Here is an 18,452-nt window from a genome sequence, read left to right on the forward strand (position 1 = left end):
CTCGGTGCCGTCGGTGACGCGGTCGGCCGAATGATGCGCTACCCGAAGAGTTCTCGAATCTCGGATGCAGTGATGGCCGATCCGAAGACGTCGCCCTCGTCGACGACGGCGGTGAAGAGGCCGCGTTTGCGCTCCTGCAGCGCGACCACCTTCTCCTCGATGGTGCCCTGGGAGACGAGCCGATAGACGGTGACCGGTCGCGTCTGACCGATGCGATGGGTCCGGTCGATCGCCTGAGCCTCGGCTGCCGGATTCCACCAGGGATCACAGACGAAGCAGTAGTCGGCTTCGGTCAGGTTGAGTCCGAAGCCGCCGGCCTTGAGACTGATCAGGAACACCTGGTTGGTGCCAGCGGTGAAGCTGTGGATGGCGGCGTCGCGCTGGCGGCGACTCAACGACCCGTCCAGATAGCTGTAGCTCACGCCGATCGAGTCCAGCTGCGCTCGCAAGATGTCGAGGAATCCGGTGAACTGGCTGAAGACCAACGCGCTGTGGCCTTCTGCCACCAACTCGGGCAACTGCTCAACCAGGAAGTCGACCTTGGCCGAGTTCACATCGAGCTTCGATTCGTCGACCAATCCGGCATGGAGACTGAGCTGCCGCAGCAGCGTCAGCGATCGGAAGACCTGGAACCGGTTCTTCTCCCAGTCGCCCAACAGCCCCAACACCTTCTGGCGCTCGCGGGCCATGCGGGTGTCGTAGATCTTGCGGTGTTTGGCACCGAGGTCGAGCGAAAGCACCTGCTCCTGCTTCGGCGGGAGTTCTTCGGCCACCTGCCCCTTGGTTCGGCGCAGCATGACCGGCCTGATCCGACGGCGCAACACCGCCAACCTTTCTTTGTCACTTCCCGACTCGATCGGCTTGCGGAAGTAGTCGGTGAACGCCTTGGGCGACGGGAAGAGGCCCGGCGCCGTGATCGACAGGAGCGCCCACAGTTCCATCAGGTTGTTCTCCATGGGCGTCCCTGTGATGGCCAGCTTGAATCGGGCGTCGAGCCTGCGCGCGCACTGGTGTGTCTTGCTGGCGTGGTTCTTGACGAACTGCGCCTCGTCGAGAATGACTCCCGCCCAGTCGATCCCGGCGTAGGCCTCGAAGTCGATGCGCAACAACGCATACGAGGTGACCACGACGTGGGCGTTGGCTACCCGATCCGCCAGTGACGTGCCCGACCGGGCTTCGCTGCTGGTGACGGCGACTGCGGTCAGCCCTGGGGTGAACTTGCGGCACTCAGCGGTCCAGTTGGTGACCACGCTCGTCGGCGCAACCACCAAGAATCTGCGCGCACCCTGTTCGGCGGCCCGCGCGATGAGAGCCAGGGTCTGCACCGTCTTGCCCAGTCCCATGTCGTCGGCGAGCACACCGCCAAGCTCGTTGTCCCACAGGAACGACAGCCAATCGAGGCCATCACGCTGATAGTCCCGCAACGTGGCTTCGAGCCCATGGGGCAGCTCGACCTGGACCGGTGGGCGCACGGCGGCCAGCCGTTCGAGCCGTTCCCGCCAGCTCGCCACCTGTTCGTCGACGACACCGAGGCTGAGCAACTCCTCCCACAACGTGACGTTGCGCGAGCCCGCATTGACCTTGTCGCCCTCGATCTCGCCAAGCGCGCGCCCCTCTTCGATGAGCTCCCGCAGGCGCAGAATCTCCGGCGTATCGAGGCGAAAGTAGACCCCATTGGGCAGCAGCATATGCGTTGCGCCGGAAGCCAACTCGGCGATGACCGCGGCGATGGGCACCTGATGCCCGTCGATCTGCACGGTGATGCCCAGGTCGAACCAGTCGTTGCCCACTGGCTCGCCGTCGCCGCTGAACTCCAGCTGCGGATCACTGTCGGCGGCCCGGAAGTCGGGTGCGCCCTGCTCCAGTTCGACCGTGAAGGCATCGCGGCAGTCCAGTCGAGGCAGCAGCTCGCCGTAGAGCACTGCGGCCTCGACCAACGTCACGTCGACGCCCGAGCGCAGGGTCACCAGCGACGCCACCGTAGCGGCGCCCAACGCGTCGCTGGAACTGCCGAGCGCCAACAACTCGTCGAATACACCGGCCGACCCGATACTGCGCATTATCCGCTGAACATGTTGGATGGCTTGGCTTTTCCAGGTGCGCGACGCCGCCGCGACCACCTGGAGCGCAGGCATGACGAGTACCCAGGCAAGCTCTTCAGCGTCCGCGTCGCGATAGCCCGTCCGCCGCGGATCCGAATCGGGATCGAAATCGTGGTGGGCGTCGTTGACGTCGTAACGCGTGCTCCAGTACGCGCGGGCACCGCCATGGTGGACCGCCAACGTCAGTACTGGCACCGGCCCATTGATGGTCGGCGGGGCGAACAGCCCCTCCTCAAGCTCGACCTGCGCGACGCCGACCAACCGCGGGAGCAGGTCGAGCGAGAACTCCGGGACCTTCTCGGCGGGGATGTGTACTCGTTCTGCGCGGGCGACGAGCTCGAGCATGGTTCGTCCTGGCACCGGATCGAACCGGCCCACCCGCATCACCCCGTCGACGACCTCGAACATCCCGTGGGGAGCGGGTGACCCGATCAGGCCAATCTCATCGGGATCCCGACGCTGGCCATCCACGAGCAGGACCGCCGACATGGTGGCGCCGCCTGCTCCATCGGAGCCGAAGTCGAGCTGCAGCCGCGCGCTCTTGAAGAACTCGACACTGTTGAGCCCGCGTCCAGCCACCATTGCGACCCCGGCGGTCACGGCGTCGTCCAGCCGGGACCAGAAGGCGGGCGTCGTGGCGTTCATCGTCATCGCGTCGCCGTTCGGCACGAAACCTGCGCGGGACAGGTCGCTGGCGACGGCGCTGACGGCCACATAGTGGCGCCGCTCGAACTCCGGGGCGTCGGCCTGATACGCCAGCTGTTGCCAGTTCAGGCCGGTCTTGATCCAGGTCCCGCGTTTGCCGAGGGTGACGGGACGTAGCGCGAGCGTCGCGGCGGTCCGGTACCGGGTGGGTGGCGAAATGGAGAACTCGAGGCCGATCGGCAAGGCCTGTGCGCCATCCGGCGGTGCCAGCTCGTCGACGACCTTGGTGATGACCGTTCGCCAATGATCGGTGTCGGGTCGCCGCGAAGCTCCGGAGTCGGCGGTTATCAGCAATGCGACCGCATGTTTGCAGTTGCTTCCGACGGGGCAAGAGCAGTCGGCCCACATGAGCTCGCGCCCGTCGGGGGTGTACTCGAAACGTGCCATGACCTGATAGACGTTGTGTCCGGAACCAGCACACCGACCGGTGAGTTCGAGGCCGTCATCACCCCACACGGTGTCGCGCACCCGCCCCTGATTGGCGTACTGCAGCCCACGTTGGACCGTCGCGCTGCCGAATCGAGCGAGCAGCGCGTCGAGGTCGAAGCCGCGAGGCGAGAACATATGCGCAGAGTAGATCGGTGCGACGACAGCGGCACCTGCGCCGCGTGACTTATCCACAGGCGCTTCGTGGCTTACCAGGTGCTGGTACGCATCACGATCTCCGCGGCCAGCTGCGCGGTGGACTCTTGGGCGTTGCGCCTGCCGAGCAGTTCGACCAATCGGTAGTCGCCGTAGACGTAGCGCTGACTGGCCTTGGCGACCGCGCGCGCGGCCGGCGTACTGACCAACGCAGTGGTGTTGACCTCGACGGGCGGGCAGTGCTCGTCGCGCACGACTCCGGCCTGGTCGGCGATGCGCGGGTGCCCGCGATCGATCACGACCAACCCGATGAACCGGTCCAGCCGGGTGGCGGCGAGCTCCCATGCCAATTCACCGCCGACACGGTCTCCGACCAGCAGCGCCCAGCGCACCTCCAGGACGTCGAGGATGCCCACGACGGCCTTTGCGCTCAACCGAGGATCGGGTCCGATGACGATGGTCCGCAGCGACGCGGTGTGCAGCCGCTGGCATATGGCGTCATACGCCGCGGGGCCCTGATGCGCCGCTCCGAGCAGCACGACGACCGACCCCTTGTCGGGGCCCGACACATCGACGGTCGCCGAAAACCCGTCGACGGTGACCATGGACGAAGGCATTGCGCCACGTTAGCGTCCATGATCATGTTCGGCATGGGTTTCACTCGTCTTTAATCGGGCGCGGTCAGTGCCCTTCGAGCCGCTGAGCTTGTTTCGTGGAGATGTCCAGAAACGTTTGCGGCAGCGTCCCTTTGACCGGGATGGTGGGGTTGGGCGTCGGGAACGCGATCCCGAAGAGCGCGGAGTTGCCGACGTTGTCGAATGCGAAGTAGACGCTGACGGATTCGGTTCCCAACTTCATCGACTGCGCGTATCCGAGTGCGTCGGGACGCGGGGTGTCGAGGCGTGTGGTGGTCACGGGGATGCCTTGCATCGACGGGTCGAAGAACGTCTGGTACGCGGCGCACCGCTGCGCCTCCGCGGCCAACGCGTCGAGGTCGAGCCGCGAGGACAACACCGTCATCAACATCCGTGCGCCGTCGTAGGCGACGACGTACTTCTGCGCACTTCCCGGGCCGCGCTCGGCATTCGCGGCGATCAGCCGGGTCAGTCCGTCGGAGCATCCCTTCGGACTGGAGAGCATCGCCGGGGGTCCGCCCTGCCCGTCGGGGCGGCCGGGTTGTTCGACGATTCGGTCATACTGGACGCCCTTGGGGAAGTCGGCCTCGGTGAGCAGGGCCTGCGCCAGCCGGGCTCCCGGCCAGGTCGGCGTGCCCGTGATCGCCCGACCGCAGCCGCTCAGCGCGACGGCGAGCACGACCACCAGGACCGCCCGCACGCGCCATGTGCTCATGTGTCGAGGTTACTTACCCGCTCAGCGTCGTCACGATGGTCGGCCGGGCCGGCGCGCCCTGGTCCAGCAGTTCCATGACGGCGTCGACGTCGAGGTGCGCCGCAAGCAGGTCGGCCATCAGGTCGAGTTGCCGGTCGCGGGATTCGGTCACGTTGACGTCGTCGGCGACGACGAAACTCGACCGTCCAGCCGCCGCGGCGGCCTCCGTCAGCCACGCCCGCCGGAGCTCGTTGTTGTCGAGCAGCCCGTGCCAGTGGGTACCGAAGACCGCGCCGCGGCGGATGCCCACCGGCGCACCGGAGCCCAGCCAGTCGGCTTCGGTGTTGCGGACGACCTGACCGTGGTGGATCTCGTAGCCGTGTAGCGGGGATTCCCAGAGGTTGAGCGTCTTTTCGGCGTCGAAGGCGATGTCCGCGTCGAGTAGGCCGAGCCCGTCGACGATGCCGGACCTCGACTCGACCGGGTCGTCGATGACACGGCACAACATCTGGAACCCGCCGCACACTCCTAGCACCGGCCGGCCCGCCGCGGCGTGTCCGACGATTCCGGCCGCGAGCCCGCGTTCGCGCAACCATCCGAGGTCGGCGACCGTGGACTTGCTGCCCGGCAGTAGCACGATGTCGGCGTCGGCCAGGTCGGCGGGATTGGTGACCCATCGCACCAGCACCCCGGGCTCGCAGGCCAGCGCCTCGACGTCGGTCGAGTTCGAGATGCGGGGCAGCCGGACCGCCGCGACATTCAGCCATTCCCCGCCGCGCGGTGGCTGCGGCTCGCCGACGATCCGATGCGGCTGCACCGACAACGAATCCTCGGCGTCCATCCACAGCCGATCGCTGAAGGGAATGACGCCGTAGGTCGGTCGGCCGGTGAGGTCGGCCAGCTGGTCGAGGCCCGGCGCCAGCAGCGCGGGATCGCCACGGAACTTGTTGACGACGAAGCCTGCGAGGAGGCGTTGGTCAGCGGGCTCGAGCACCGCGACGGTGCCGAACAGGTGGGCCAGCAGGCCGCCGCGGTCGATGTCACCCACGACGACGACGGGCAGCTCGGCTGCTCTGGCAAGTCCCATGTTGGCCAGATCGGTTGCCCGCAGGTTGATTTCGGCAGGCGAACCGGCTCCCTCACAGATGACTGCATCGAATTCGCTTCGCAGCGAGGCGAGTTCGTCGGCCACCACATCGGCCAGCCGAGCCCGATGGGTGAAGTAGTCTGCCGCGCCAACTGACCCGGCGACCCTGCCGCGCACGACGAGTTGCGACGTCCGGTCGCTGCCCGGCTTGAGCAGGATCGGGTTGAACCGGACGCTGGGCGCCAGCCCCGCCGCCCGAGCCTGCATCGCCTGTGCGCGGCCGATCTCGCCACCGTCGACCGTCACCGCCGAGTTGTTCGACATGTTCTGCGCCTTGAACGGTGCGACGCGAATCCCCTTGCGCGCCAGCAGCCGACACAGTCCGGCCACCACCATCGACTTGCCCGCGTCGGAGGTAGTGCCGGCGATCAGCAGCGCGCCGCTCACCTTCTCCTCGCGAGCAGACGTAAATGTGCGCGACACGCCGTGGATGTGGGCACATTTGCGACTGCTCGCGAAAGGGCGGTCATGCCAGCGTGAGGATGTCCGCGCCGGTATCGGTCACCACCAGCGTGTGCTCGAACTGTGCGGTCCACTTCTTGTCGACGGTGGCGACCGTCCAGCCGTCGTCCCAGATCTCATAGTCCAGCGAGCCGAGGTTGATCATCGGCTCGATGGTGAACGTCATGCCCGGCTCCAGAATCGTGTCGACCTCGGGTTGGTCGTAGTGCAGCACGACGAGCCCGTTGTGGAACGTGGTACCGATGCCGTGGCCGGTGAAGTCGCGAACCACGTTGTAGCCGAAGCGGTTTGCGTAGGACTCGATGACGCGGCCGACGACCGAGAGCGCGCGACCAGGCTTGACGGCCTTGATCGCCCGCAAGGTGGCCTCTTGGGTGCGTTCGACGAGCAGCCGGTGCTCCTCGGACACGTCGCCGGCGAGGAAGGTGGCGTTGGTGTCACCGTGCACGCCGTCGAGATAGGCGGTGACGTCGATGTTGACGATGTCGCCGTCCTGGACGACGGTCGAGTCAGGGATGCCGTGGCAGATGATCTCGTTGAGCGACGTGCAGCACGACTTCGGGAAGCCCTTGTAACCGAGCGTCGACGGGTACGCGCCGTGGTCGAGCATGTACGCGTGGGCGACGCGGTCGAGCTCGTCGGTGGTGACGCCCGGCGCGACGGCCTTGCCTGCCTCCGCCAGCGCGCCCGCCGCGATCCGCCCGGCGACCCGCATCCGCTCGATCACCTCGGGCGTCTGCACCCATGGCTCGGTGCCTTCGCGCACCGTCGGCTTCCACGCGTACTCGGGCCGCGGGATCGAGTTGGGCACCGGCAACGTCGGAGACAGTTCGCCGGAGTGGAGGGCGGTACGAACGGGCATGCGGGCAAGTCTAATTGTCAGCCGATGGAGCACGCCGCCATCGCCGTGCGCACCCGTGCTGGCAGCGATCCGCCGTAGCGCAGCCAGTCGTCGAGCGCGATCCGAACAGAGGCCATCGCCACTGCGCCGATCAGCCGCGGGCGCGGATCGTCGGGGGCCAGGTCGGGTATCCGTGGCGCCACCAGGTCGGCGATGGCCGCCTCGTAGCCGACGTAGATCTGCAGAATCCAGGCGTTCAGCACCGGCGAGGACCTGGTCATGATCGCGAGGTCACGCACCTGATCGCTGATGTCGCCGAAGTCGTCGCCCAGTGCGTGGAACGCGCCGACGACGGCGTCGCGGGCGGACAGTTCAGACGGCTGTGCCGCGAGTTCAGCGGTGATGACGTCCAACCAGTGCCGCGTCATCCCGTCGGCGACCGCGTCCTCCTTCGAACTGAAGTACCGGAAGAACGTGGCCCGCCCCACGTCGGCGGCGGCCGCGATGGACTCGATGGTCGTGCCGGCCAGTCCACGTTCAGCGACCAGTCGCGCCGCGCAGGACGCGATGCGGTCGCGCGTGACCTGGCGCTTACGGGCCGTCAACGTCAGTTCGCTCATTTCGACTATGAGACTACGTATCGAATGAGACTATGTCTCGTTATGAGCGAAGTTCTGACGCCCAAGAGTGTCGAGGCCTGGCAATTCGTCCAGAAGATGCTGGCCGACACGACGGCGATGGTCATGGCCGACGCCCGCGACGAACGTGAAGTGCTCGACGGGTTGCGGGTCGTTTCGCGCGTGACCGCGCTGTGCTCGGAACTCTCCGTCGAAGCCGACCCGCAACTGCCGTGGTTCTTCGACATGTGCTCCCCCACCCGCATGGTCGGCGGACCCAATCCCGACGGCCGGTACCTGTTGGCGATGATCCGCGGCGATCGGCGCTACCGGATCACCGGGACCCGCGGCACGACGGCCTACCTCGGTCTGCAGGTGTTGGCAGGCACCGGGATGACGCCGCGCCGAATGGCGGGCTACCTCAGCGATACCGACCTGCAACTCGACGCGGGCGCGTTCAGCATCGTGGTGTCGGCCGCCAAGCCCGAAAACCTGGGCGACGCACAGTGGCTCCAGATTCCCGAGGACGCCGCCTCGATCGTGGTGCGGGAGTACGTCGGCGACGCCACCGAAGAGGTGCCGGCCACCCTCCACATCGAGACCCTGGACGCACAGCCACCGCAACCCCCGACGGATTCCGAAGTGGCCGAACAGTTCACCGCGATGGCGTGGACGCTGATGAAGCTGACGACGCTGCACCGCACCATCAAACCCGAACTGCTCGAGACACCCAACGTGCTACTCACCGCGCAGGCCGCCGACCTCGGTGCAGCTGACACCACGCCGGACAACCTCTACATGATCGGCACGTTCGGGCTGGCCGACGACGAGACGCTGCTGCTCGAGATCGAGCCACCCGACACCCGCTACTGGAACGTGACGCTGGAGAACATCTGGCACGAATGCATCGAACCGCGCCGCAGACATAGCTCCGTCACCAATAAAGGCGTCACCGCGGACGCCGACGGCAAGATCCGGATCGCGGTCGGCGCCAAGGACTTCGGGCACGGACACTGGCTCGACACCGGTGGGCACCGCCGCGGTTTCGTCGTGCTGCGGTGGCTCGACAACCCGGAGCCACCGCAGGTCTCGATCGAGGTGCGCAAGTGAACGCCGATCGCTTCGACATCGACACGCTGGTCGCCCAAGCCTGCGAACTGGCGGGCAGCGACGACTTCGGCGAGCCCGACGGCTGGCGCGACGACTTGGCGCTGTTGACCGACGGGTTGGTCAACGAATCCCACCTGTCGGACCTCGGCGTCGAAATCGCCGTCATGGATCTCGTCAGCCCGCTGACCAACCGGCTACGAATCACGCAGTGGCGCACGGATAATCCCGCGATCGCGGCGGCGCCGATCGAGCAGCCCATCTTCATCGTCGGCCAGCCGCGGACCGGCACCACGATCCTGTTCGACCTGCTCGCCCAGGACCCCGACTTGCGGCCGCCACTGACGTGGGAGGTCGACGCACCGTGGCCGGTGCCGCAGCCCGAGACCTACGACAGCGATCCGCGCATCGCACAGATCCAGGCCAACCTCGAGATGTCCGAGCAGATCGTGCCTGGGCTGCTTTCCCATCATCCGATGGGCGCGCTGATGCCTCAAGAGGACGTACGCATCTGGGCTGGCCAGTTCTGCAGCATGATCTTTCCGGTGCAGTACCGGTTGCCGTCGTACTCGCGGTGGCTGCTCTACGACGCCGATCATCGCAACGCCTACCGTTATCACCGGATCTTCCTGCAGCACTTGCAATCCGGCATCGGCGGGCAGTGGCTGTTGAAGTCACCCGCACACCTGTGGCAGCTGGACACTCTGGTGAGCGAGTATCCCGATGCGGTGATTGTGCAGACCCATCGCGACCCGCTGAACGTGATCTCGTCGATCGCGTCGCTCACCGATCACGTGCGCCGCATGGCCTCGGACCACCGCGACATCGCGGAGTGCGCCCGCCAGTGTTGTGAGGAGATCGTCGTCGGACTCGACCGTTCGATGAAGGTGCGGGATTCCGGCGTGCTGGCCCCTGGCCAACTTGTCGACGTGCAGTTCGCCGACTTCATCCGCGATCCGTTCACGACGGTCCGCGGCATCTACGACGCACTGGGCCGCGAGCTCACGCCGGTCGCCGAACAACGGATGCGCGACCATCTGGCCGCCCACCCCGGCGACGGCGGAGGTACCCGGTACACGTGGTCTGACACCGGACTCGACGCCGAGGCGGTGCGGGAGCAGGTCGCGGCCTACCAGGAGCGGTTCGGCGTGCCGACGGAGGCGCTGAAGTAACAGGCGGTAATGGTGTTACCGTCAGCCGGTGAGCGAACAGGAACACCTGCTGAACAGGCTGGGCATGCGCGACGTCGAGGAGACCGCCGAGCGGCTCGTCATCGAAATGGACAACCGCCCCGACCTGGTGAACATCCGCGGCGCCATCCAGGGCGGGTTGGTGGCCACGCTGATCGACATCGCGGCAGGCAGGTTGGCAGGCGAGGCGGCAGGAGTCGGGCACAACGTCACCACCGCCGACATGAACGTGCACTTCCTGGCGCCGATCATCGAGGGGCCTGCGCGCGCAGAGGCCACCGTCGTGCGGGCGGGCAGGCGGCTGATCGTCACGTCGGTCGACGTGTTCGACAAGGGCCGTGACCGGCTGGCTGCGCGTGCGACGTTGACGTTCGCGGTACTCGAAAAGCGCTAGCCGCGCCGCAACCGGTTCATCATCGCGCGCCGCGGGCCGCGGATGTCGATGGAACCGCACACGCTGCGCCCGGTCAGGATCACGTGCGGTGACCCGTCGGCGGGCGCGTCCTTGCGGTGATCGCGGGCACTGCCGACGACCACTTCCACGTCGTCGATCGAGGCGCTCGCCCCCTCCGGTAGCCGGATCTCCACCGAGCCGAACTTCACGTCAAGTTCGATGACGACGATCGGGCCGGCAAACCGCGCCTTCGTCAGATCGAGGTCGATCGACCCCATCCGCCGGACGAGCGCCAGCCTGGTGGGGACGGTCCATTCACCTTGGCGCTTAAGCGAACCCAGTACGCCGCGCAGCTCCACGCGGTCCGTCGACGAGGTGACGATGGCCCCAGGACCCGGCAGGTCCTCTACTAGCGCCGCCAGTTCCGAATGCAGGCGGGCGGTCGAGACCGATATCGAGCGCTCCTCGAATTCGTCGATGTCGATGAGCCCCAATGCCACGGCGTTGTGCAGGCGCCGCAACGTGCCGTTGCGATCGGCGTCGGAGATGCGCAGCACTGCCGCGACGTCAGGCAGGCCCGTGTTGGTCTGGTCGTTGATGCTCGTCATAGCTGCTCCTTCTGGAGAACAGGCTACTCAAGCGAGGTAGTCGGGCGGGAGTGCGTTGAGCATGTCCTTGGTCATACGCACTGCGTACTCGGAGCTGCCGCCGCCGACGATCAGTGCGGCGAAGGCCAGGTCACCGCGGTAACCCGCAAACCAGGCGTGCGAGCCACCATCGAATTCGGCCTCACCGGTCTTGCCGCGAACGTCGCCAGAACCTGCGATGTCCTTGGCCGTCCCGTTGGTCACCACCAACCGCATCATCGGCCGCAGTGCGTCGATCATCTTTGGCGTGATCGGCGTGCTGTCCCCCGTCGTTTCCGTGGGACGGCCCTCGATCAGTTGCGGGACGGGCGTTTTCCCCGCGGCCACCGTAGCGGCGGCCATCGCCATGCCGAACGGACTCACCAGCACCCGGCCCTGTCCGAAGCCGTCCTCAGTGCGCTCGGCCAGGTCGACCGTCGGGGGTACCGAGCCGGTGACCGTCGTGATGCCATCGATTTTGTAGTCCAGCCCGATGCCGTACTGCGCGGCGGCGGTCGTCAGGCCCCTCGGCGGCATCTTGCTGGCGAGTTCGGCGAACGTCGTGTTGCAGGAATTGGCGAACGCCCGCGACATCGGAACGGTGCCAAGATCGAAGCCACCGTAGTTGGGGATGGTGCGCTGACCGATGTCGATCGTGCCCGGACAGCCGAGAAGTGTGTTGGGCGTGGCCATGTCGCGCTCGACCGCGGCGCCTGCGGTGATGATCTTGAACGTCGACCCCGGCGGATAGAGTCCGGTTGTCGCAGCCGGGCCGTCCGCGTCGGCGGCAACGTTCTGCGCGACAGCCAGGATCTCCCCCGTCGACGGTTTGACGGCGACGATCATCGCCTTCTTGCCGACCATGTTCACCGCGTCCTGGGCGGCGTTCTGCACCGCCCGGTCGAGGCTGACGGTGACGGACGGTGCGGGCGCGCCAGCCACTTCGTTCAGCACGTCGACGTCGGCGCCGTTCTGATTCACGGTGACGACGCGCCACCCGGCCTCCCCGTCCAGGTCGTCCATCACCGACTTCTTGACCTGACTGATGATCTCGGGTGCGAACCCGTCATCGGTGGGCAGCAGTTCGGCCTGCGGGGTGATGACCACTCCGGGCAAGTTGGCGAGCACCGGCGAAACGCGTTGATGGTCGGACTGCCGCAGGGTGATCAGATCCAGCGCCCGCGGCGACGAACTGGCCTGTTCGGCGAGTCGCTGCGCGTCCATGGTGTCGTCGAACGGCCGGAGCGCGTCGGCGACGGCCCGTGCGGTCGGCATCAGGTCGCCCGCAGCCCTCTTGGCGTCGAGCGTGTAGCGGTAGAGGAATCCCGGCACCAGCACGTCGGTGCCGCCGCGTTCGTTCACCGAAGCCCGCCGCGGGGCGTCGGCGCGCAGCGCGAACGTCTGATGTTCGCCGAGTTTTGGGTGCAAATCCGTTGCGTTCCAACGGACTTCCCATTGCCCCTCGTTGCGCACCAGATTGAGTTGACCATCGTAGGTCCAGGTACGGTTCTTCGGCAGATGCCAGGTGTAGCGGTACGCCACGCTTCCGGTGTCCTCGGCGTACTTCGAACTCAGTACCTGTGCGTCCAGTCCGGTCGCCTGCAGTCCTGCCCAGGCTTCGTTCAGTGCGGCCCTTGCGACCGACGGGTGATCACTGAGGCCGGCTGCCGCGCCGGTGTCGCCCTTGCCCAGCGCGGTGAAGAAGGCCTGCGCCATCGGCTCGGGGCCCAACGGCTTCGGGGTGCAGGCGCTCAGCGTGCCGATGGCTCCGATGACCGCCAGCACTGAACACAGCCCAGTGACGCGTGATGCGGATGAGGTTCGAGTTGCCATTGGGGCTGATGTTAGGAGCGTGAACCTCGAACGTGTCGTAGGCGCACCGAGACCACTCCGTGATCCCGCCGAAATAGAAGTCCCTGTCGTTGCGCCGCGCGCTCAACGACCACCTGCGCGGTCTCGCGCGGGGTTACCCGACGACGCTCAGTCGAGCAGGACCGTCGCGAACGTGCCCACTTGCGTGAACCCGATGCGCGCGTACGTCGCGCGGGCGACAGTGTTGAAGCCGTTGACGTAGAGACTTGCGGTACGTCCACTGCGCACGACGGCGGCGGCCAGCGCTGCCGTGCCCGCCACGCCGTAGCCGCGACCACGCCAGTCGGGGTGCACCCACACGCCCTGGATCTGCCCGACGGAAGGCGATTGCGAACCGACTTCGGCCTTGAACACCACCTGGCCGCGTTCGAACCGGGCCCACGCGCGACCGGCCGCGATCAGGCCGGCCACCCGCCGCCGATAACCACGCCCACCGTCCCCGAGACGTGGGTCGATGCCGACCTCGCCGATGAACATGTCGATGGCCGCCACCAGATACGCGTCGAGCTCGTCCATCCGCGCCGGGCGCACCGCGGAGTCGACGGCGCACTGCGGGGCACTGTCAAGCGTCATCAGCGGTTGATGCTCACGCACGTCACGCGCAGGGCCCCAGGCACTTTCGAGCCGGCGCCACATCGGCACCACCAATTCGGCGCGGCCAACCAACGACGAACAGCGCCGGACGCTACTCATTGCCTTGTCTGCGAAGGCATTCAGATCGGCCAGCTCGCCACGTAGCGGAATCAGGTTCGCGCCCGCGAAGCACAATGAGTCGCTGGGCCGGTTGCGGGTCCACATCTCGCCGCCGATCGCGGCCGGATCGATGCCGTGGTCGGCCACCCGCGACGCGACCATGCACGATCCGACGGGGTCCTGGTCGAGCGCACGGCGCACGGTGGCGGCATCCCGTACCACGCTGACACGTCGCTCGTCAGCGAGGCGAAATAGCGGAGGAGCCGACATCGAGACTCTTTCTACAACCCTGGGCCCGCGGTGACCCCGCTCACAGGGCCACGATCAGCTTACGGTCACAACGGGCGAACCGCTTGCACTTGCATCCTGGCCCAACTCTGTGTCCATCTGGCTGGCGATTTTCATCGCCTCCTCGATCAGCGTCTCGACGATCATCTGTTCCGGCACCGTCTTGATGACCTCGCCGCGCACGAAGATCTGGCCCTTGCCGTTTCCGGACGCGACGCCGAGGTCGGCCTCGCGCGCCTCCCCCGGTCCGTTGACGACGCAACCCATCACGGCCACCCGCAGTGGCACCTCGAGCCCCTCGAGTCCGGCGGACACTTCATTGGCCAACTTGTAGACGTCGACCTGCGCGCGTCCACACGATGGGCACGACACGATCTCCAACCCACGCGGGCGCAGGTTCAGCGATTCGAGGATCTGGTTGCCGACCTTGACCTCTTCAACCGGCGGCGCCGAGAGCGACACCCGGATGGTGTCGCCGATGCCCTTGGACAACAGCGCACCGAACGCAACGGCGGACTTGATGGTGCCCTGAAATGCCGGACCCGCCTCGGTGACACCGAGGTGTAGCGGATAGTCGCACTGCGCGGCCAGCTGCTCGTAGGCCTCGACCATGATGACGGGGTCGTTGTGCTTGACGCTGATCTTGATGTCGCCGAAACCGTGCTCCTCGAACAGCGAGGCCTCCCACAGCGCCGACTCGACCAACGCCTCGGGCGTGGCCTTGCCGTACTTCTTCATCATCCTGGCGTCGAGCGAGCCTGCATTGACGCCGATGCGTATCGGGATGCCCGCGTCACCGGCCGCCTTGGCGACCTCCTTGACGCGGCCGTCGAACTCCTTGATGTTGCCGGGGTTGACGCGCACCGCGGCACAACCCGCGTCGATCGCGGCGAAGATGTACTTGGGCTGGAAGTGGATGTCGGCGATCACCGGGAGCTGGCTCTTCGCGGCGATCGCCTGCAGTGCGTCCGCGTCCTCCTGGCGTGGGCAGGCCACCCGGACGATGTCGCAGCCCGCCGCCGTGAGCTCGGCGATCTGCTGAAGCGTGGAGTTGATGTCGTGCGTCTTGGTGGTGCACATCGACTGCACCGCGATCGGGTAGTCGCTGCCCACGCCGACGTCACGCACCATCAGCTGCCGAGTCTTGCGCCGCGGCGCCAGCACCGGTGGTGGCGGGGCCGGCATGCCCAGGGCGATGGACTTGGTCATGGGGAGTCTCCTATTGAAAGAGCCTGATGGGGTTGACCAAGTCCGCGGTGACGGTCAACAGCATGTACGCGCCGAGCAGCGCGATGACGACGTACGTGGCGGGCATCAACTTCATGTAGTCCACCGGCCCGCCGATATCCAACCTCCGGAACTTGCGCAGCATGTTGCGCAACTTCTCGTACGTCGCGACGGCGATGTGGCCTCCGTCGAACGGCAGCAGCGGCAGCAGGTTCACCGCGCCGAGCGCGAAGTTCACCTGAACCAGCACCAACCAGAACAACACCCACAGCCCGTGCTCGACGGTCTCGCCGCCGATTCGACTGGCTCCCACCACGCTGATGGGAGTGTTCGGGTCACGCTCGCCACCGCTGATCGAGTGCACCAGCGCGCCGAGCTTGGTGGGGATCATGGCCAGCGCCTTGCCCAGTTGGACGGCGGTGTCTCCTGCGAACGCGAACGTACCGGGGACCGCAGACAGTGGGTTGTATTGGATGGGACCGTATCTGGGCTCGGCGACCCCGACGGCGCCGACCTTCGTCGCCGACTTGTCGTCCTCCTTGACCCAACGCTGGGTCTGCGCGACGTCGACGGTGGCGGTGAACTCGGTCTGCTGACCGTTGACGGTGCGTTCCACGACGAAAGGCGTTGGGCCCGTTGCCTTGCGCACGGCGACCACCATGTCGTCGAACGTCTTGACGTCGGTATCGCCAACCTTGACCACAGTGTCACCAGGCAGCAGGCCGGCGAGCGCCGCGGGGCCCCGACCCTCACACTTGCCCGCGTCGCCCCTGGTGACCTCGGGTGCTACGCACGCGGTCTTGCCGACGATGGCGGCGGTGGGCGGGTGCAGGTTCGGCAATCCCCACACGATCGCGATGCCGTAGAGGATGACCAACCCCGCGACGAAGTTCATGCCTGGCCCGGCGAAGAGCACCACGACGCGCTTCCACACCTTCTGGCGGAACATCGCGAACCGCTGATCCTCGGGCGCGAGCTCCTCGTTGGCCGTCATCCCTGCGATGTCGCAGAACCCACCGAGCGGGATGGCCTTGACCCCGTACTCGGTATAGCCCAACTTGTTGGGTCGTTTGGTCGACCACAGGGTGGGGCCGAAGCCGACGAAGTAGCGGCGGACCTTCATTCCGGTGGCCCGGGCCGCCCACATGTGCCCACACTCGTGCAGCGCCACCGAGACGAGAATGCACAGCGCGAACGCAATGAGTCCCAATACGTACATCATCGGGTTGGTACGACCTCCTGTGCTGCGCTACTCAGCGCGCTCTGCGCCCGTGCACGGGCCCACTCCTGCGCCTCGAGTACTTCGTCCACGGTAGCTGGTTCGGCGGCCCACTGATCTGCAGCGTGCAGCACGTCCGCGACCGTGCGCACGATCGCAGGGAATCGGATGCGGCCTGCGAGGAAGGCCGCGGCGGCCTCTTCGTTGGCCGCGTTGTACACCGCGGTGAGGCAGCCGCCCCGGGTTCCGGCCTGACGGGCCAGCGTCACCGCCGGGAAGACGTCGTCGTCCAAGGGCTCGAACTCCCAGGTGGAGGCCGTAGTGAAGTCGCATGCCAACGCCGCCCCCGGCACCCGCGCGGGCCAGCCGAGCGCCAGCGCGATGGGCAGCTTCATGTCCGGTGGGCTGGCCTGGGCGATCGTCGACCCGTCGGCGAACGTGACCATCGAGTGGACGATGGACTGCGGGTGCACGACGACGTCGATGCGGTCGTAGTCGACGCCGAAGAGCAGATGTGTCTCGATGAGTTCGAGGCCCTTGTTCACCAGCGTCGCCGAGTTCAGGGTGTTCATCGGGCCCATCGACCACGTCGGATGCTTGCCGGCCTGCTCGGGGCTGACGGACTGAAGATCCTCCGCCGACCAGCCGAGGAACGGGCCGCCGGAGGCCGTGAGCACGATCTTGGCGACCTCGTCGGCGGTGCCGCTGCGTAGACACTGCGCCATCGCGGAGTGCTCGGAGTCGACCGGAACGATCTGCCCCGGCGCTGCGGCCTTGAGCACCAGCGGGCCGCCGGCCACCAGCGACTCCTTGTTGGCCAGCGCCAGCCGGGCGCCGGTCTCGAGCGCTGCCAACGTGGGACGCAGCCCAAGGGCACCGACCAGCGCATTGAGCACGACGTCGGCCTCGGTGTCCTGAACCAGTCGGGTGACGGCGTCGGGGCCGGCGTAGGGCACGTCGCCCAGCGTGGCCGCGACGGCCGCATCGGCCACCGCGACGTTCGTCACACCGGTCTCGGCCCGTTGACGGGCCAGCAGCTCGGGACTTCCTCCGCCTGCGGCGAGCCCGACGACCTCGAATCGATCGGGGTTGGCTGCGATCACCTCGAGCGCCTGGGTACCGATCGACCCGGTGCTACCCAGGATCAAGACTCGGAGTCGGCCGCTGCTCACCCATCCATTGTGCCGCCACGCATGCCTAATCGAGGTATCGGGACGGGTGAATTCTGCGAGGCCGGCCTGCACGACCGAATGTGACACGAGTGTGACGCGCCACAACTCAGGCCATCCGTGTCAGAGCTCATGGCGAATCCCCACTGTCAGACACGAGGCCGACGCTCACGTCGTCCCGAACACATTGGAGTGGGGAAAGTCATGAAACCAAGTCACCGCAAGGCGATTGCCGCGGCGGGTCTGAGCGCAGTTGCGATGCTCGGTGTGTCCGCCTGTTCGAGCACCCCAGCATCGAGCACATCGGCCAGCAGCTCTTCAAGCGCGGCCATGACCAGCGCTGCGGCTCCTTCGACGAGCGCGATGGCCGATCCCGCCGGCGAGCTTGTCGGCTCCGGCTGCGCCGGATATGCCCAGAAGGTCCCGAGCGGTCCCGGGTCCGTCGCAGGCATGGCGCAAGACCCCGTCGCCGTCGCCGCATCCAACAACCCCGAGTTGACGACGCTGACGTCCGCGTTGTCGGGCAAGCTCAACCCGAACGTGAACCTCGTCGAGACGCTCAACAGCAACCCCGGCCTGACGGTCTTCGCGCCGACCAATGAGGCGTTCGCCAAGATCGACGCCGCCACGCTCGAGAAACTGAAGACCGATTCCGACCTGCTGACCAAGATCCTGACCTACCACGTGGTCGAGGGTCAGGCCAGCCCCACCGCGGTCGTCGGTGACCACAAGACACTGCAGGGCGGAGCCGTCACGGTGACCGGGTCGGGCGCAGACCTCAAGGTCAACGACGCAGGCCTGGTCTGCGGCGGAGTGAAGACCGCCAACGCCACCGTCTACATGATCGACACCGTGTTGATGCCGCCAGCCAACTGAGCGGCG

General features: G+C 66.8%; 16 protein-coding genes. 4 read left to right on the forward strand and 12 right to left on the reverse strand.

Annotated features, from left to right (window positions below; translation table 11 throughout):
- Window positions 1–38: 38 nt before the first annotated feature.
- The 6 genes from SLQ30_RS03475 to SLQ30_RS03500 all read right to left on the reverse strand — a co-directional run bounded on the left by SLQ30_RS03475 (window position 39) and on the right by SLQ30_RS03500 (window position 7,788).
- Entirely contained in the window at window positions 39–3,371 is a 3,333-nt protein-coding gene (locus tag SLQ30_RS03475; RefSeq protein ID WP_319445428.1) for a DEAD/DEAH box helicase, read from the reverse strand.
- Between the two features lie 71 nt (window positions 3,372–3,442).
- Window positions 3,443–4,006, reverse strand: coding sequence for an alpha/beta hydrolase (locus tag SLQ30_RS03480; protein WP_319445429.1), 564 nt, complete (start codon window positions 4,004–4,006; stop codon window positions 3,443–3,445).
- A 64-nt stretch (window positions 4,007–4,070) separates the two neighbouring features.
- Complete coding sequence (locus SLQ30_RS03485) at window positions 4,071–4,739, reverse strand: hypothetical protein (RefSeq protein ID WP_319445430.1); 669 nt, start codon at window positions 4,737–4,739, stop codon at window positions 4,071–4,073.
- 13 nt (window positions 4,740–4,752) lie between these two features.
- Window positions 4,753–6,252 carry a cobyric acid synthase gene (locus tag SLQ30_RS03490; protein ID WP_319445598.1) on the reverse strand — a complete coding sequence of 500 codons (1,500 nt, stop codon included), beginning with the start codon at window positions 6,250–6,252 and terminating at the stop codon, window positions 4,753–4,755.
- Between the two features lie 79 nt (window positions 6,253–6,331).
- Window positions 6,332–7,189: a type I methionyl aminopeptidase gene (gene map, locus SLQ30_RS03495; protein ID WP_319445431.1), complete on the reverse strand. Its 858-nt coding sequence runs from the start codon at window positions 7,187–7,189 to the stop codon at window positions 6,332–6,334.
- A gap of 17 nt (window positions 7,190–7,206) precedes the next feature.
- Window positions 7,207–7,788, reverse strand: coding sequence for a TetR family transcriptional regulator (locus tag SLQ30_RS03500; protein WP_319445432.1), 582 nt, complete (start codon window positions 7,786–7,788; stop codon window positions 7,207–7,209).
- A gap of 42 nt (window positions 7,789–7,830) precedes the next feature.
- Between SLQ30_RS03500 and SLQ30_RS03505 the strand changes: the two genes are divergently transcribed.
- From SLQ30_RS03505 to SLQ30_RS03515, 3 genes are read left to right on the forward strand one after another with little or no spacing between them, the layout of a single operon-like run.
- Entirely contained in the window at window positions 7,831–8,895 is a 1,065-nt protein-coding gene (locus SLQ30_RS03505) for a DUF1214 domain-containing protein (RefSeq protein WP_319445433.1), read from the forward strand.
- A complete protein-coding gene (locus SLQ30_RS03510; protein WP_319445434.1) occupies window positions 8,892–10,064 on the forward strand; it encodes a sulfotransferase in 1,173 nt (390 codons plus the stop codon). The genes SLQ30_RS03505 and SLQ30_RS03510 overlap by 4 nt, the downstream gene beginning before the upstream one ends.
- A gap of 28 nt (window positions 10,065–10,092) precedes the next feature.
- A complete protein-coding gene (locus SLQ30_RS03515; protein ID WP_319445435.1) occupies window positions 10,093–10,476 on the forward strand; it encodes a PaaI family thioesterase in 384 nt (127 codons plus the stop codon).
- On the opposite strand, the gene SLQ30_RS03520 is transcribed toward SLQ30_RS03515, so the two are convergent.
- The 6 genes from SLQ30_RS03520 to dxr all read right to left on the reverse strand — a co-directional run bounded on the left by SLQ30_RS03520 (window position 10,473) and on the right by dxr (window position 17,573).
- Window positions 10,473–11,084 (reverse strand): DUF1707 domain-containing protein, encoded by a 612-nt coding sequence (locus tag SLQ30_RS03520; protein ID WP_319445436.1) that lies wholly within the window; start codon window positions 11,082–11,084, stop codon window positions 10,473–10,475. The genes SLQ30_RS03515 and SLQ30_RS03520 overlap by 4 nt on opposite strands.
- 27 nt (window positions 11,085–11,111) lie before the next feature.
- Window positions 11,112–12,935 (reverse strand): penicillin-binding transpeptidase domain-containing protein, encoded by a 1,824-nt coding sequence (locus SLQ30_RS03525; protein ID WP_319445437.1) that lies wholly within the window; start codon window positions 12,933–12,935, stop codon window positions 11,112–11,114.
- Between the two features lie 147 nt (window positions 12,936–13,082).
- A complete protein-coding gene (locus tag SLQ30_RS03530) occupies window positions 13,083–13,937 on the reverse strand; it encodes a GNAT family N-acetyltransferase (protein WP_319445438.1) in 855 nt (284 codons plus the stop codon).
- Window positions 13,938–13,991: 54 nt separating this feature from the next.
- The gene (gene ispG / locus SLQ30_RS03535; protein WP_319445439.1) at window positions 13,992–15,164 is read right to left on the reverse strand and encodes a flavodoxin-dependent (E)-4-hydroxy-3-methylbut-2-enyl-diphosphate synthase; all 1,173 of its coding nucleotides are present in this window, start codon (window positions 15,162–15,164) and stop codon (window positions 13,992–13,994) included.
- Between the two features lie 10 nt (window positions 15,165–15,174).
- Window positions 15,175–16,404, reverse strand: a complete 1,230-nt coding sequence (locus SLQ30_RS03540; protein ID WP_319445440.1) for a M50 family metallopeptidase — start codon at window positions 16,402–16,404, stop codon at window positions 15,175–15,177.
- Window positions 16,401–17,573 (reverse strand): 1-deoxy-D-xylulose-5-phosphate reductoisomerase, encoded by a 1,173-nt coding sequence (dxr, locus tag SLQ30_RS03545; protein ID WP_319445441.1) that lies wholly within the window; start codon window positions 17,571–17,573, stop codon window positions 16,401–16,403. The genes SLQ30_RS03540 and dxr overlap by 4 nt, the downstream gene beginning before the upstream one ends.
- Before the next feature lie 327 nt (window positions 17,574–17,900).
- On the opposite strand from dxr, the gene SLQ30_RS03550 reads away from it, so the two are divergent.
- Window positions 17,901–18,446, forward strand: a complete 546-nt coding sequence (locus tag SLQ30_RS03550; RefSeq protein ID WP_413467905.1) for a fasciclin domain-containing protein — start codon at window positions 17,901–17,903, stop codon at window positions 18,444–18,446.
- Window positions 18,447–18,452 lie beyond the last annotated feature (6 nt).

The organism is Mycobacterium sp. RTGN4 (genome assembly GCF_033804635.1).
In the GTDB taxonomy this organism is placed as follows: domain Bacteria; phylum Actinomycetota; class Actinomycetes; order Mycobacteriales; family Mycobacteriaceae; genus Mycobacterium.